Origin of the sequence: Acinetobacter sp. SA01 (assembly GCF_011319235.1) — a bacterium.
Taxonomy (GTDB): domain Bacteria; phylum Pseudomonadota; class Gammaproteobacteria; order Pseudomonadales; family Moraxellaceae; genus Acinetobacter.
Genome location: NZ_WXXM01000007.1, coordinates 78,793 through 93,913, shown reverse-complemented (window position 1 = coordinate 93,913; position 15,121 = coordinate 78,793). Strand labels below are relative to the sequence as shown.

Annotated in this window: 13 protein-coding genes and 1 pseudogene; 13 read left to right on the top strand and 1 reads right to left on the bottom strand. The window is 40.3% G+C overall.

Features of this window, described 5'->3' with window-relative positions:
- Positions 1–225: 225 nt before the first annotated feature.
- Positions 226–1,317 carry an ATP-binding protein gene (locus GTU69_RS08605; protein ID WP_005001570.1) on the bottom strand — a complete coding sequence of 364 codons (1,092 nt, stop codon included), beginning with the start codon at positions 1,315–1,317 and terminating at the stop codon, positions 226–228.
- 199 nt (positions 1,318–1,516) lie between these two features.
- Here GTU69_RS08605 and GTU69_RS08600 point away from each other — a divergent pair, with 199 nt between their 5' ends.
- From GTU69_RS08600 to GTU69_RS08540, 13 genes and pseudogenes are all read left to right on the top strand, one after another.
- Positions 1,517–1,819, top strand: coding sequence for a helix-turn-helix transcriptional regulator (locus GTU69_RS08600; RefSeq protein WP_125502623.1), 303 nt, complete (start codon positions 1,517–1,519; stop codon positions 1,817–1,819).
- 64 nt (positions 1,820–1,883) lie between these two features.
- Positions 1,884–2,037: pseudogene (locus GTU69_RS17150) on the top strand (type II toxin-antitoxin system HipA family toxin); the annotation flags it as partial.
- Positions 2,038–2,182: 145 nt separating this feature from the next.
- Positions 2,183–2,419, top strand: coding sequence for a VF530 family protein (locus GTU69_RS08590; RefSeq protein ID WP_125502527.1), 237 nt, complete (start codon positions 2,183–2,185; stop codon positions 2,417–2,419).
- A gap of 583 nt (positions 2,420–3,002) precedes the next feature.
- Positions 3,003–4,118, top strand: coding sequence for a bifunctional 3,4-dihydroxy-2-butanone-4-phosphate synthase/GTP cyclohydrolase II (ribBA, locus tag GTU69_RS08585; RefSeq protein WP_166169799.1), 1,116 nt, complete (start codon positions 3,003–3,005; stop codon positions 4,116–4,118).
- Positions 4,119–4,136: 18 nt separating this feature from the next.
- Positions 4,137–4,607, top strand: a complete 471-nt coding sequence (gene ribE / locus GTU69_RS08580; protein ID WP_086196720.1) for a 6,7-dimethyl-8-ribityllumazine synthase — start codon at positions 4,137–4,139, stop codon at positions 4,605–4,607.
- Between the two features lie 4 nt (positions 4,608–4,611).
- Positions 4,612–5,061 (top strand): transcription antitermination factor NusB, encoded by a 450-nt coding sequence (gene nusB / locus GTU69_RS08575; protein ID WP_086196721.1) that lies wholly within the window; start codon positions 4,612–4,614, stop codon positions 5,059–5,061.
- Positions 5,062–5,079: 18 nt separating this feature from the next.
- Complete coding sequence (gene thiL / locus GTU69_RS08570) at positions 5,080–5,997, top strand: thiamine-phosphate kinase (RefSeq protein WP_086196722.1); 918 nt, start codon at positions 5,080–5,082, stop codon at positions 5,995–5,997.
- Positions 5,975–6,496 (top strand): phosphatidylglycerophosphatase A, encoded by a 522-nt coding sequence (locus GTU69_RS08565; RefSeq protein WP_086196723.1) that lies wholly within the window; start codon positions 5,975–5,977, stop codon positions 6,494–6,496. Before thiL ends, GTU69_RS08565 begins: the two co-directional genes overlap by 23 nt.
- A 21-nt stretch (positions 6,497–6,517) precedes the next feature.
- Positions 6,518–7,882, top strand: coding sequence for a bifunctional UDP-N-acetylglucosamine diphosphorylase/glucosamine-1-phosphate N-acetyltransferase GlmU (gene glmU, locus GTU69_RS08560; RefSeq protein WP_086196724.1), 1,365 nt, complete (start codon positions 6,518–6,520; stop codon positions 7,880–7,882).
- A 13-nt stretch (positions 7,883–7,895) separates the two neighbouring features.
- The gene (gene glmS / locus GTU69_RS08555; protein ID WP_166169797.1) at positions 7,896–9,734 is read left to right on the top strand and encodes a glutamine--fructose-6-phosphate transaminase (isomerizing); all 1,839 of its coding nucleotides are present in this window, start codon (positions 7,896–7,898) and stop codon (positions 9,732–9,734) included.
- 783 nt (positions 9,735–10,517) lie between these two features.
- Positions 10,518–11,321, top strand: coding sequence for a TnsA endonuclease C-terminal domain-containing protein (locus tag GTU69_RS08550; protein ID WP_166169795.1), 804 nt, complete (start codon positions 10,518–10,520; stop codon positions 11,319–11,321).
- The gene (locus tag GTU69_RS08545; RefSeq protein WP_166169793.1) at positions 11,308–13,428 is read left to right on the top strand and encodes a Mu transposase C-terminal domain-containing protein; all 2,121 of its coding nucleotides are present in this window, start codon (positions 11,308–11,310) and stop codon (positions 13,426–13,428) included. Before GTU69_RS08550 ends, GTU69_RS08545 begins: the two co-directional genes overlap by 14 nt.
- Positions 13,425–15,107, top strand: a complete 1,683-nt coding sequence (locus GTU69_RS08540; RefSeq protein ID WP_166169791.1) for an AAA family ATPase — start codon at positions 13,425–13,427, stop codon at positions 15,105–15,107. The genes GTU69_RS08545 and GTU69_RS08540 overlap by 4 nt, the downstream gene beginning before the upstream one ends.
- The last annotated feature ends 14 nt before the right edge of the window (positions 15,108–15,121 follow it).

The following is a 15,121-nucleotide window of genomic DNA, read 5'->3' as shown; positions in this document are numbered from 1 at the left end:
GCGTAATCCATTGAATAATATGTTCCGCAGCTAGCTTTCCAACCTTTAGCTTTTTCACCTATTACTTCAATAGTGGCACAATCGATCGATTGATTATTCAGAAATATTTGGAAAGATCAAAAATCATTCATAATTCTATTTAAATAGTAAAGTACAGGCAGTTTTGCCTATTATATACTTATTATAGTAGTAAAGTATTATTTTTATCCAAGTGAGTTTTCAAAATTATGCTTCATCCATAATCCATTCTTTAAAAAGAGCATCCTCGATTTCATAAGTACCATTTTCTGGTTTAAAAATAATTTGTTTTTTTGATAAAGAACGTAGGGCCGATTGAATACTTGATACCGCAATGTTATCTACACCAATGGAATCAGCCAGATGTTGTCTAAATTGACTACTATAAAGTTCAACTTGCGATTCCGCTATGGCTTTTAAAATTAGCTGTTCTAATAACTTAAACTCTCCCCATAATCCCGAAAAGTCACGATGCCCCATTGTATCGGCTATAAGCTGTTCCTTGGCAAAATCTATAGCCAGCATCGGGTTTAAGGCTAAACGCTCCACTAATGATCTTGCTAGTTGAGGACTTTGCTTCATATCTAAAAAAGCATGCCATAAAATTTCTTTATTCAAACTACGTCCTGTTGTTTGATTAAATACATCTGCCAGATGATCTGTAAATGCTTTTGTTAGATTTGGAAAAGGTAAATTCTGTCCATAATGAAAAAATGGAGCACTACTTACAGAAAAAATTTGTCTCAGGCCTTCTCGACTTGAACCAGTAAAAATCACCTTTATTGTTTCTTTATGCATATCTAAAGCGGTACGTAAACTGGCAATCGTGGTTTTATATTTTGAACTAGCTAAAGCCTGAATCTCATCAAGTAACAGTAAAATAGGTTTCCCCTGCTGAGCCAGTTTAGTAATGCTAGACAAAATACTGGAATTCACTTGTCCTTGTAGAAGTGTCACTTCAGCTTTTACCCCTGCCACCTCTGTACTTAAAGAACCAATATTTTTAATCCAATGTGTGGCTTTCCCCATTAAGCCATTTTGTTTTGAAAACTCATCAAGAGCTTTTACAAACTGCCCTTCACTATGCAGGCCTGCATCTAAAAAACTGAAATAAAAAACGCGCCATCCAAGCTGTTCAGCTAGAGGCGTAATATCTTTTCGTAAAAATTCAGTTTTTCCCATCCGGCGTGGGGCAAAAAAAGTAAGAGAACTAGCTAGTCCAGTCTCAAACATGCCTAAAATTTGTTTCGCCAGTTCTGTACGTGGAAAGTGCCAAGGGTCATTGGAGATAGTCATCATTTTAATTACTCGGCAATGATTTATTTATTACCATAGATTGTATTAGATTCCATTAGATTGTAAATGTCTAATTAGATTTCTTTAATCTAATAGGATCTAATCAGGCCAATAAAGCACCTTCTTACCGATCAACTAGTTTATTTTATAACTCCATTATTTTGTGGTTTAATAGACATATATGGACATAAGACCCAATATAATAGATTTAAAATTCAGAAAACCTGAAGAAGTTGTTACTTTACTATGTGAGAGGCTTCGTAAAGAACGACTTTACCTGGAAATGACTCAAGCAGACGTCGCTACACGTGCTGGTATTAGTGCGAATACAGTATCTAATCTGGAAGCTGGTCGAAATGTTTCATTTGAAAATTTAATACGCGTTGCCATGGTACTAGGCCGATTAAAAGAATTAGAGGAACTCTTCAAACCTCATTTAAACAGTGTAGATGACATTCTTCGCTATGAGAGCAATACGGCTCGCCAACGTATCAAAAGGAAATAAATCCATGCTCAAAAAACTTAATGTTTACTACAATAGATGGGGTGAATATTGGCTTTAGGGTACACTGGTCTCCTCAACAGCAATCACAGGTCGACCATTAGTTGCCTTTGAATACAGTGCTGAAGCGATCCGTAAAGGTTTAGAGCTTCCTCTTACCTACCTCCATTAAAAGGTGACCCATTAAGAAAAACTTTCCTACACAGCAAATGGGATTACCAAGTCATATATGATGCCTCACCCGATTGCTGGGCGTGCTCCAGAATTTTGGTGGCTATTCAGTCCATCATTACCTACATTCCAACTCTCTAGTTTTCCAATTAGCCCAGGTTATAATAACGGCCACCCAAAAACGATTGATCTATTATGCATACCCCCAATGACCCTTTACACGGCAAAAAACTTGCTGACATTTTGGATGAACTGTTGGATTACTACGGTGGCTTTGAAGGTTTAAGTCGTAAAATTGAAATTAGATGTTTTTGTATAAACCCAAGTGTTAAATCATCATTACGATTCTTGCGTACCACACCATGGGCACGTGAAAAAGTAGAAAGCTTATATTTGTACGTCTTACGCCAAAAGGCAAAACAGAAACCGTAGACCCAGAGCTCCTCTCTCATCATTAAATTATACCAGTCATTAAAATACCTTTAGATTAAGTATGTGTATGTTGGTTATTATTGTTGATTAAAATATTAAAACTAGTGACCAAAAATCAAAGTACCCTACCCTACCTTAAATTACACCACACAAAATAAAAACCCTATATAACTGTTATATATAGGGTTTATTAAAATACCAATTATGTTATTTAGTATATTTTATGTCGGTGACTCTTGCCAAGGTTGGGGTCGGGAGTTCGAGTCTCCTTTCCCGCTCCAGATTCAAAAAGCCCTCATCGAAAGATGGGGGCTTTTTTATTCTATTAGGCATACAAAACTCTATAAATCAGCAGCATTTTGCATAAGCTTGTCATTATTTATGTATTTCAACTGCTTAAAGATTCAGCATAATCACGGTTTTTTAAAATGAAGGCCTCTTTTCAAGCGTTCAGGCTCTGTGTATAACAATGAACCAGGAATGGAAATCAATAAGCATAGGCAAACATCGTAAAAAAACGGTAGACTATGCAACAATCAATGCAAGCAAAATGTCATTTGAGACAAAAAGAAGGTGAAGGTTGATGCCGCTCAATACCGTTGAAGAGCTCGTAGCAGATATCCGTGCAGGAAAAATGGTCATCCTGATGGATGATGAAGACCGTGAAAATGAAGGTGATCTCGTCATTGCTGCGACTCACGTACGGCCTGAAGACATCAACTTCATGATCACACATGCACGTGGTCTGGTTTGTCTCACCTTGAGCCGCGACCGTTGTCAGCAGCTCAATCTTCCCCTCATGGTGGATGCCAACGGCGCCCAGCACGGAACTAACTTTACGCTCTCAATTGAAGCCGCCAACGGTATTACAACGGGTATTTCAGCAGCTGAACGTGCTCATACCATTCAGACTGCTGTGGCTGCACACGCCAAACCTGCGGATATTGTACAACCGGGTCATATTTTCCCGTTGATGGCACAGCCAGGTGGCGTATTGCACCGTGCCGGGCATACTGAAGCCGGCTGTGACTTGGCCCGTCTTGCAGGACTTGAACCTGCATCAGTGATTTGTGAAATTATTAAAGAAGACGGCACCATGGCGCGCCGTCCAGATCTTGAAATTTTTGCCGAAAAGCACGGTTTAAAAATCGGGACTATTGCGGATTTAATCCATTACCGCATGACCAATGAACAAACGGTTGAACGTCTGGATCAACAAACTTTAAATACCGAATACGGAACTTTCGAACTGTTCCGTTACCGTGAAATTGGTAACCCGGACATTCATTTAGCCTTGGTTAAAGGGGAACCGAAAGAAGGGGTCACTACCGTTCGCGTTCATGGCTTTAACCCAGTACGTGACCTGCTGAAAATCAACAAACAAGATGGTGAACCGGCCTGGAATCTCGACAAGGCGCTGAAAGAAATTGCTTCTAGCGAGCGTGGCGTTTTGGTCTGGATTGGCCAACATCATCTACCGGACCTTGGCCCTGCACTGGAAAGTTTAAATACACCCAAACCAGCCAAATCCAATGCTGCACTGTCTCAGCAGTACCAAACCATTGGTGTCGGTGCCCAGATTTTACGTGATTTAGGGGTTGAGAAAATGAAATTGCTCAGCTCTCCATTACGTTTTAATGCGTTATCAGGTTTTAACTTAGAAGTGGTGGAATACATCACTGCACATCAAACAACTTAAGAAATCATCGAGGTTGCTATGGCAGTTCGCCGTATTGAAGGTATGTTACATCTCGCGAGCGAAGGCCGTTACGCGATTTTAGTGGGTCGTTTTAATAGTTTTGTTGTCGAACATCTATTAGAAGGCGCAATTGATACATTGAAACGTCATGGTGTATCAGAGGATAATATCACTGTTGTTCATGCACCTGGCGCTTGGGAACTTCCGGTAGTGGCTAAGAAACTGGCTGCTGCTGATCGTTTTGATGCCATTATTGCCCTGGGCGCAGTGATTCGTGGTAGCACGCCGCACTTCGATTTTGTGGCTGGCGAATGTGCCAAAGGTTTAGGCGTGGTTGGCCTGGACACTGGCTTACCGATCATTAATGGTGTATTGACTACGGATAGTATTGAACAGGCGATTGAACGCTCGGGTACAAAAGCAGGTAATAAAGGCAGTGAAGCTGCTCTTACTGCGATTGAAATGGTTAACTTGTTAAAGGCTATTTAACGCTATGTCGCAAACACTTCAAGCAACTTATGCAGCAAAACGCAAAGCACGTCGTTTTACTGTACAAGGAATTTATGAATGGCAGATGAGCCACAATCCGGTACATGAAATTGAAGCACGTACACGTGTGGAAAATGCCATGCACAAAGTGGATCTCGGCTATTATCATGAATTGTTGACTCAAGTGGTTGCCAATCATGAAGCATTGGATGCGCTCCTAATCCCTGTGCTGGATCGTGAAATTAGTGCGCTTGACGGCGTTGAACTCGCGACTCTTCGTCTGGGTGCGTATGAATTGAAAGAACATCTTGAAATTCCATATCGTGTCGTTTTAGATGAAGCAATCGAGCTGGCTAAACATTTTGGCGGTGCAGACAGCCATAAATACATCAACGGTGTATTGGATCGTTTAGCGACAACCTTACGTGCAGCAGAAAAGCAACAAGCCAACTAAATAAAGTAGATTTGTTGTATGGCTGAGTTCTCGATCATTGATACTTATTTTAATCGGAAGACTTCCGCGTCGGTCGATTTAGGTGTCGGTGACGACTCAGCCTTGCTCACCCCTCCTCCACAGCAACAACTGGTCATCTGTGCCGATACTTTAGTTGCTGGACGACATTTCCCCTTAGATACAAATCCCCATGCCATCGGCTGGAAATCTGTTGCGGTCAATTTATCTGACATTGCCGCCATGGGTGCCAAACCGCACAGCATTTTACTGGCATTGAGCCTACCCCAAATTGATCATGACTGGCTCAAAGGCTTTAGTCAGGGTTTATATGATTGCTGCGATCAATTTGGGGTGAGTTTAATTGGCGGTGATACCACGCAAAGTCCTCATCTCACCATTTCGGTCACTGCACTTGGCTGGATAGACACCGGCAAAGCCATCACACGCTCAGGCGCACAAGTCGGTGATTATGTCTGTGTCTCTGGCACAGTCGGTGATGCTGCATTTGCTTTGCACAATTTAGGACATCCGCTACAAAAACGTCTGGATTATCCAACGCCACGTTGCCAGCTTGGACAACAACTCAAAGGCCTGGCATCCAGTATGATTGATGTGTCTGATGGTTTAGCGCAAGATTTAGGCCATATTTTAAAAGCCTCAAAAGTGGGTGCAATACTGGAATTAAGCCAGTTACCGATCAGTCCAGATTTACAAAATTTAACTCAAGAACAGCAATGGCAATATGCCCTCGCGGGTGGCGATGACTACGAGTTATGCTTTACAATAAGCCCGCAAAATTATGAAAAGCTTTTGCAACAACAATTAGATGTCAACATTAGCAAAATTGGACAAATTGACCAAAAAACTGAGTTAACTTTTGTGCAGAATGGCGTAGACCATTCGCTGCATTTTCATGGATATCAACACTTTGCATAAACCTGCGATTCATTTTAAAGACATGTCCTGGTACAACCGCTTTATCGTTTTTTGCGGTGTCGGATTTGGTTCCGGGTTGTTACCCAAAGCGCCGGGCACTTTTGGTTCGGCCTTTGCATTGCTGTTTATTCCTGCCTGGCTTGCAATTGGCTTTACAGCCTCCATTATTGCCATGATTTTAATGTCACTTATTGGCATTTATATTTGTGGGCAAACCGCTAAAGTAATGGGCGTACATGACGATGGCCGTATTGTTTGGGATGAATTCGCAGGACAATCGATTACGTTTCTGCCCCTGATTTACTTCGCACAAATGAGCTGGCTTTGGGTGTTCGTCGGATTTGTCCTGTTCCGCTTATTTGATGTCTGGAAACCCTGGCCTATTCGTGTCATCGACCGTCAAGTCGGAGGCGGTTTTGGCATTATGTTTGACGATATTATTGCCGGCATTTGGGCCGCAATCTGTATTCTCGTGTACCTCAACATTTCAATGGCTTAAGCCAAGTTTTTAAGGTGTATTATGTCAACTTCTGTGATTATTCTTGCTGCAGGTAAAGGAACTCGAATGCGTTCGAGCTTACCCAAAGTATTGCAGCCGCTCGCAGGACGCCCTCTACTCGGTCATGTCATTGAAACGGCTAAAAAATTAAATGCCAAAAATATTATTACCATTTTTGGACACGGCGGTAATCTAGTTCAACAAGCCTTTGCACAGGAAAATGTACAGTGGGTTGAACAGGCAGAGCAACTCGGTACCGGTCATGCGGTAAAAGTGACTTTACCGGTGCTGCCTACTGATGGCGTATCCCTGATTCTTTCCGGTGATGTCCCTTGCATTAGCCAAGAAACCTTAGAAAAACTATTGGCTGTTTCACGTGAAACAGGAATTGGCCTGGTGACCTTAACCTTGGCTGATGCGACCGGTTATGGCCGTATCGTGCGTGAAAACAATAAAATTCAGGCCATTGTCGAGCATAAAGATGCCAGCGATGCACAGCGTCAAATTAAGGAAATTAATACCGGTATTTACTGTGTCAGCAATGCCAAACTGCATCAATGGTTACCAAAATTAAGCAACAACAATGCCCAAGGCGAATATTACCTGACGGATATCGTGGCCATGGCGATTGCCGATGGTCTTGAAGTGGCTTCTGTAGAACCGGAACGTGCCTTTGAAGTTGAAGGCGTGAATGACCGGGTCCAGCTTGCAGCTTTAGAACGTGAATTCCAGCTCTATCAGGCCAAACTTCTGATGCAGCAAGGTGTGCATATCATTGATCCAAACCGTTTCGACTTACGTGGCAATCTTACAGTCGGTCAAGACGTACGTATCGACATCAACGTGATTATCGAAGGCGATTGTGAACTTGGCAATAATGTAGAAATTGGTGCGGGTTGTGTCATTAAGAATACCAAGATTGCAGCAGGCACCAAGGTACAACCCTACAGTATCTTTGACAATGCCGTGGTCGGTGAAGATACGCAAATTGGTCCATTTGCCCGTTTACGTCCAGGTGCCAAACTGGCCAATGAAGTCCATATCGGCAACTTTGTTGAAGTTAAAAATTCAAGTATTGGACTCGGTTCTAAAGCCAATCACTTTACTTATTTAGGTGATGCCGAAGTTGGCGCAGGTTCAAATATTGGTGCCGGCACCATTACCTGCAATTATGATGGCGCGAATAAATTTAAAACCATTATTGGTGATTCAGCTTTTATCGGCTCGAACAGTTCACTGGTTGCTCCGGTCAGTATCGGCAATGGAGCAACTGTGGGTGCTGGCTCAGTCATCACACGCGATGTCGCAGAAAATAGTTTGGCCTTTGAACGCTCAAAACAAGTGGCTAAAGAAAACTATCAACGCCCCCAAAAACTGAAAAAATAAGAGGATTATAAATATGTGCGGAATTGTCGGTGGCGTTGCAGAACGTAATATTAGCAATATTTTAATTGAAGGCCTGAAGCGCCTTGAATACCGTGGCTACGATTCAGCTGGGGTTGCACTGATCAATGGCGGTCATGTCCTGCGCGAACGCCGTGTGGGTAAAGTGATCAACCTAGAACAGGCAGTGAATGAGTCGAATATCGAAGGTTCACTGGGGATTGCCCATACCCGCTGGGCAACCCATGGCAAACCGACTGAAAATAATGCTCACCCGCATGTTTCTGGTACGGTGGCTGTGGTGCATAACGGCATTATTGAAAACTATCAAGAACTGAAAGACGATCTTGAAGCTCTAGGCTATGTGTTTACTTCACAAACAGATACTGAAGTTGTTGCGCATCTGGTGAATGATGCATTGAAATCAACTTCCAGTCTTCTAGAAGCGGTTCAACAGGTTGTTCCTCAGCTCAAAGGGGCTTATGCACTGGGTATCGTGCATACTGATCATCCGAATGAGCTGATTACCGTTCGTGAGGGTTCACCTTTGGTTATTGGTGTCGGCATTGGCGAGAACTTTATCAGTTCGGATCAATTGGCCCTGCTTCCAATTACCAACCGTTTTATTTACCTGGAAGAAGGTGATATTGCACGTTTAACACGCAACAGTATTGAAGTGTTCGTGGATGGGAAATTGGTGAATCGTCCAGTAAAAGAACTGGATGCAACAGTCAGTAATGCGTCTAAAGGTGAATATAAGCACTACATGCTCAAAGAAATTTATGAGCAACCTGAAGCGATTCAGCAGACCATTTCCCAAGCCTTGAATGGCAACGATTTACGCGAAGATTTCTTAAATAAGGCCGTTGCTGATTTTGAAAAGATTCAACAGGTGCAAATTATTGCCTGTGGAACCAGTTACCATGCCGGCATGATTGCAAAATACTGGTTTGAGCAACTGATTGACCTACCTTGCCAAGTCGAAATTGCCAGCGAATTCCGTTACCGCACCCCTGTGATTGTCAATAACACACTTTATGTATGTATTTCTCAATCCGGTGAAACCGCCGATACTTTGGCTGCTCTGCGTGATACCCAAAAACGCGCTGCTGCAAAAAGTTTAAACATTACCACTATGACCATTTGTAATGTGGCTACATCTTCAATGGTACGTGAAACCAATCATAGCCTGTTAACCTTGGCTGGACCCGAAATTGGCGTTGCGTCAACCAAAGCATTTACCACCCAGCTTGCCGCACTCATGCTGCTGGTACTTAAGATTGGTCAAGTCAAGCAAACTATCTCGGCTGAACAAATTACCGCCATTACCACTGATTTATGGCATACCCCTAAGGTTATCTTAGATACCCTACAACAAAATAAAGACATTCTGCGTTTATCTGAACTGTTTGTGGAAAAACAGCACTGCCTGTTTTTAGGTCGTGGTACTGAGTTCCCGATTGCCCTTGAAGGTGCATTGAAACTGAAAGAAATTTCATATATTCATGCCGAAGGCTATGCAGCAGGTGAACTGAAACATGGTCCATTGGCACTGGTGGACAATGACATGCCGGTGGTGATTCTTGCTCCGCAAGACGACATGCTGGATAAACTCAAATCCAATATGGAAGAAGTTCAGGCCCGTGGTGGTGAACTGTTTGTGTTTGCCGATGAGAACAGCGGCATTAAAGGCAAAGAGCGTCAGCATGTGGTCCATATACCAAGTATCAGCCCACTCCTTGCGCCAATTGTTTACAGTATTCCTGTACAGCTACTGTCGTACCATGTGGCTGTCTTGCGTGGAACGGATGTCGATCAGCCACGTAACCTGGCAAAATCGGTCACGGTTGAATAATAAATTTTGATAATAAGGCTGGTGTTGTGTTCGTATAATTAAGTTTGTATCATATAATTAAGTTTAGATTTAATTATTTTAGTTTATACATTAATGAAGTAAGCGAACAAAAAACCTACCCTGTAGACCTAGTGATTCTTCACCAAGTCTACAGGGTTTTTAATATAATTCAATTCAGATTAGAACCCTACCAAAAATAAAAATTATTATTAATATATTCAACAATATGAGTATAAAAAACCCACTTTAGATTCAACAAGTATCACTTTTTAAACTCCCCTTGAAAATATTTCATTCCTATGAAGGACACTCTTTTGCCTTTATGAAGCAAAAATTCGTATTTTAAAGTGGAAGAATTAGTACAAACTTTATTTCATCCAGCATTTAAGATTTTAAATTTAAATACAAACTTAATTTTTAAATTAAAAATCACTAAATACTAAATATCAATGATTTAAGAGAAAAAATAAAACAAACTTAATTAAATACCAATATTTAAGCATAACTTTTAGTCATAAATGTAAAATGAAGACAAGAATGGACCATGCTCACTAAGACGTGTTTTGGATCATTTAGCCTATCAATAATGCTTCCAAAATCCATTAATTGAGTATTTAAATACCCAATTAAAATACAAGTTATTGAATTACAACAATAATATAATAAAAATTATAATTTTTTGTTTGTATATAAAAATATTTAAGTTTGTATATTTTTGCCAAATACAAAATTAGCCCCATTGAGATACGATTAATTATCAATCAAAACCCACAGGTCTTCTGTATGGCAAAAATTATAAAAAACTATGAAGAATTATTAACAGAAGGGTATGGCCAAGGCCATGGACGCGATTATAAACCTTGCAAAACTGTTCAAAACTTCAGTTCAATTGGTCGCTCTCACAGAGTCCAAGGCCGTGTCAGCAAACGTCTTCATCACTTGTTTTCTGATCTAGAGCTATCAACCTTTTTGCTGCTTGATTGGAATCAGAACGTTACAGATATTCGCGAACATTATCCTTTGGATATCTATGATCTTAACTCCATCTGTTCTCGTTATCGGATGAAAAAGGTATCGATTGATTATATACCTTTTACCCTATCTTCAGATTTTTTAGTTGATTTCGGCAAATTTTCTATAGCCCTTGACACTCTTTACAGTAAGGATCTGAATAAAGCTCATATTATTGAGTCATTAGAAATTAAACGTCGTTACTGGGAGGAAGAGCATAATACCCCGTTCAAGCTAATTACTGAAAAAGACATCCCTGCTACGGTACTAGAAAATATTAAATGGATGTATGTAGAAAAAAATGATCTTGAAATAACAAATCACATGCTTGATCAAGCAGTTTATTTTATGGAAGAAATTAGCCAGTATCCTCAAAGCTCATTGATCACATTCTGCAACCATACTGACCAAACTCAAAAAATGGGTATCGGAACGACGCTCGCATTGTTTAGAAAACTATTTGCCCTGCGAATACTGCAATTTAATCTAGAAATTTCATACTTGGAGCTTAAACTCTCTGATATTCATGCAAGTAATTTGCTCCAGAATGAGAATACAGTCCATGCAACTAATTAATTCAGTTTACGTCTTGAATTCAACACAATACCGGATACTCAAATTCTTACCGCAATATACGGTATGGATTACGATTGATAATAAAAATGCTTTCCCTGAACTCATTTTGTCCGAGGAACTTAAAACTCTCTCAGATAATCAAAGCCTGATACCAGTACAAGATCCTTATGAATATTTAAAACTATTAAACTTGGGTGAAAACTCGATTCAACTCAAAAAAAGAGATGAAAACTTTTTAATTATTCAAGATTTAATTAATGATGAACAAGTTCTTATCAATGCAAAAATCAGGACTGCAAAAATTAAAACTATACATCTAGAAAAAGAAGTATCAATTAATAAAATTTTACGACTCCTACGACGCTACTGGCAGCGTGGTCAAACTATAAATGCTTTGGTACCGGACTATGAAAACTCAGGTGGAAAAGGCCAAAAAAGAGCCATAGGTGATAAAAAAATTGGCAGACCACGCATCTATGAATCGAATGAAGGTAAGAATGTCACTGAACAGGTTGAATTATATTTTAAGAAAGCCATCGAAGAGTATTTAGTTCCTGTCAAAAAACAATCCATTAACGAAACTTATCTTCGGTTTAAAAATTTGTTTTCCAAGCACTTTCATCAAGTGCAAGCTGCCGATATTCCAACTTATGCTCAATTTTATTATTTTTATAATACGCGATACAGAAATAAGACCAATTCCAAGGCAATTCTGACGAATCAGAAAACCCTGAAAGATCACAAACCTTTGACGTCAACAGCGACCAAGCAAGCTAATGGTCCTGGTGCACGTTATGAGATAGATTCAACGGTTGCTGACATCTACCTTGTATCATCACGAGATCCATCACAGATTATTGGCAGACCTACCGTATATATTGTTATCGATGTATTCAGCAGGATGATTACTGGGCTTTATGTCGGTATGGAAAACAGTTCATTTAACACAGCCATACAATGCCTCAGCGTCGCAATCCAAGATAAAGTGACTTTCTGTCAGAGTTATGGCTTGCAAATACAACCGGAAGACTGGCCTATTTATGGTTTACCTGGCGCAATACTTGCAGACCGCGGTGAACTAATTGGCTATCAAATTGAACTGCTTGAAAAAAACTTTTCTGTTCGAATTGAAAATGCACCACCGTATCGAAGCGATGCCAAAGGTATTGTGGAAAGGGCTTTCGGAATTATTCAGTCACGCTTTAAATCCTACGAGAATATCGGTGTTGTTTCTGGATTCAAGGAAAAAAAGAAAGGCGGACATGATTATCGGCTAGAAGCTTGTCTGACTCTGGAAGAGTTCAGAAAAATCATATTAAGCTGCGTCTTATTACGCAATAATTTTGACGTTTTGACAAAATATGATCGCAGTGCCGATATGCCAACTGACCTGCCTTCTATCCCTCTTAAGCTCTGGCAGTGGGGCCTACAGCACCGTACTGGGATGTTGAGACAAGTGGATAACAAATCACTATATGTTGGCTTGCTACCTAGGATCGATGCGTCCTTAAGTGATAAAGGACTTAAAGTCAAAGGATTAGTCTATCAATGTCTGGAAATGCATCAACAAGGCTGGTTTATTCGTAACACGACCAAATCCCGCCCGAAAAAGTTGCGGATTGGTTTTGACCCATACTCAGTAAATACCATTTATGTTTTCTTTGATGAAAATAAATTGGAATACTGGGAAGCCCACTTAAGTGATGCCTCACGTCAATATCAGCATCTGACCTGGTGGGAAGCTGAACAAATTCAAAAAGCGATCAAAACTGTTGAAAAACAGCATTCGCAACTAAAGTCTGTAGCCATCAGTGAATTGCAGGATTTTACTGACAAAATCATTCATGCAGCACAGAGTCGGCAGGCTCAAGTAGGAGTTCACCAACTTTCTAAAGCACAACGTACTCGGAATATCCGTCAGAATAAACAAGAAGCTATCCAAGTGGAACGTGCAGAACATCTCCAGAACAGACCTAGCAATTCTATCTGGACTATCCATCCCAACCAAGACAATTCTCAAATATCCCAATCTGACAACAGCAATCTGGATTTAACCAGTCAACCAGACTTAATGAGACAATTATTTGAAGAGGACGATGAAGAATGAATAATAATGAAATAGTAGTTAATACATCGATACAAGACATCTATGGGGATAATCCTCTCATTACTAAATTACCGCCGATCCTTAATACAAAGTCAGTCATTAAACACCTACGAGGAAAACTGAAATTTATTCCAGAGCAGCGTTTCTTACCCCAACCAGAAAGAATTCATCTGATTGCTCAGCTGCCTCATGATTTTTTTCAACCACTGACCAAACATCTATCACTGGAACAAAAAATTTCTATCATGATCCGGCAAGGTTACGTGAGTAGAAACATCAATAATGGTGATAGACAAAGGCATTTGCACGCCGCTTTTCAACAACTTGAACCATCAAATGAAAGTTCTTACCGCTATGCACCTCCAGAATCAACTGCGACCAGCATGTCAATTATAGGATGCTCAGGAAGCGGAAAAACAACGACGATGAACAAGATTTTGCGTTATTACCCACAAGTGATTGAGCATAAAGAGCTAGGATTAAAACAAATTGTTTTCCTTAAAATTGATTGCCCTCATGACAGCTCTTTAAAAAACTTATGTTCAAACTTTTTTAGAGCAGTAGATTTAGCGTTAGGAGATACTAACTTTGAGCATCGTTTCACCAGAAGCCGCTTAAATGTGAATGCCATGCTGCAACAGATGAAAATTATCGCAAATAATTATTCTATTGGACTTTTAATCATTGATGAAATCCAGCATTTGAATACAAAAAAATCTGGCGGGGCTGAGATCATTCTTAATTTCTTTGTCACGCTGGTGAATGTGGCATCGATCCCTATCGTGATGATTGGGACACCTAAAGCGAATGAAATCCTGCAAGAAGACTTAAGGTCAGCTAGACGCAGTGCAGGATTAGGCTCTTTAATCTGGGAACCGATGAGAAATGAAGCGCCTATTCCCGATTCTGGCGACCCTGATCAAATGATCATTTCTGAATGGTATGCCTTTACCAACAAGCTGTGGCAATATCAATGGGTTCAACAACCAGCTGAACTGACCGATGAATTAAGAAACACTTGGTATTATTATACGCAGGGTATTCCAGATCTAGTGGTTAAGCTGTTCTGTCTGGTACAAATTCACGCCATCACCATCGGCCTGGAAAAAATCACCTCAGAATTATTTAAAAAGGTCTATGAAGAACAATTACAGCCAGTCCACGACATTTTAGATGCACTGCGTTCAGGCAATCCCGCACGTATTGCACGGTATTCTGACCTAACCATCCCTCAAGTTCAAATTGAAGAGTATGTTGAAAAACAACGTTTTAAATCTGAATTAAAAATGGAAAAACAGCATAAAGATTTAGGACCGCATTATTCTACCCTCATTGGTATGCTGACAGCCTTTGGTCACCCGGCTGCTACAATAGAACAGTATGTTACTTCTACATTAAAACGATATCCAAACGAAAAATTACAGGTACTTCTCCAGCATATTTTAGAGATATTAGATAGCTCTTCCACTGAAGATGAACTTGAAAAAGATCAGATTACAACTCCAGTAAAGAAGCCAAGAGCATCACGTAAAGTGATGAAAGCAGAGGAATGGAAGAGTACTGAAACGAATGATTTACGAAATTTTTTCAGTCAAGCACAAGAACAGGAAATAGATGTTTATGAACTATTAAAATCATCGAACTACTTGTTTAATCCTACACAGCCAATTTTGCATTAAGCAGAAAGAATGGA

Bases quoted from the DNA above. Each gene is read 5' to 3' on its own strand.
- thiL (WP_086196722.1), top strand. From the start codon at position 5,080: ATGGCTGAGTTCTCGATCATTGATACTTATTTTAATCGGAAGACTTCC.
- GTU69_RS08550 (WP_166169795.1), top strand. From the start codon at position 10,518: ATGGCAAAAATTATAAAAAACTATGAAGAATTATTAACAGAAGGGTAT.
- GTU69_RS08565 (WP_086196723.1), top strand. From the start codon at position 5,975: ATGGATATCAACACTTTGCATAAACCTGCGATTCATTTTAAAGACATG.
- GTU69_RS08605 (WP_005001570.1), bottom strand. From the start codon at position 1,317: ATGATGACTATCTCCAATGACCCTTGGCACTTTCCACGTACAGAACTG.
- glmS (WP_166169797.1), top strand. From the start codon at position 7,896: ATGTGCGGAATTGTCGGTGGCGTTGCAGAACGTAATATTAGCAATATT.
- nusB (WP_086196721.1), top strand. From the start codon at position 4,612: ATGTCGCAAACACTTCAAGCAACTTATGCAGCAAAACGCAAAGCACGT.
- GTU69_RS08545 (WP_166169793.1), top strand. From the start codon at position 11,308: ATGCAACTAATTAATTCAGTTTACGTCTTGAATTCAACACAATACCGG.
- ribE (WP_086196720.1), top strand. From the start codon at position 4,137: ATGGCAGTTCGCCGTATTGAAGGTATGTTACATCTCGCGAGCGAAGGC.
- GTU69_RS08590 (WP_125502527.1), top strand. From the start codon at position 2,183: ATGCATACCCCCAATGACCCTTTACACGGCAAAAAACTTGCTGACATT.
- GTU69_RS08540 (WP_166169791.1), top strand. From the start codon at position 13,425: ATGAATAATAATGAAATAGTAGTTAATACATCGATACAAGACATCTAT.
- glmU (WP_086196724.1), top strand. From the start codon at position 6,518: ATGTCAACTTCTGTGATTATTCTTGCTGCAGGTAAAGGAACTCGAATG.
- ribBA (WP_166169799.1), top strand. From the start codon at position 3,003: ATGCCGCTCAATACCGTTGAAGAGCTCGTAGCAGATATCCGTGCAGGA.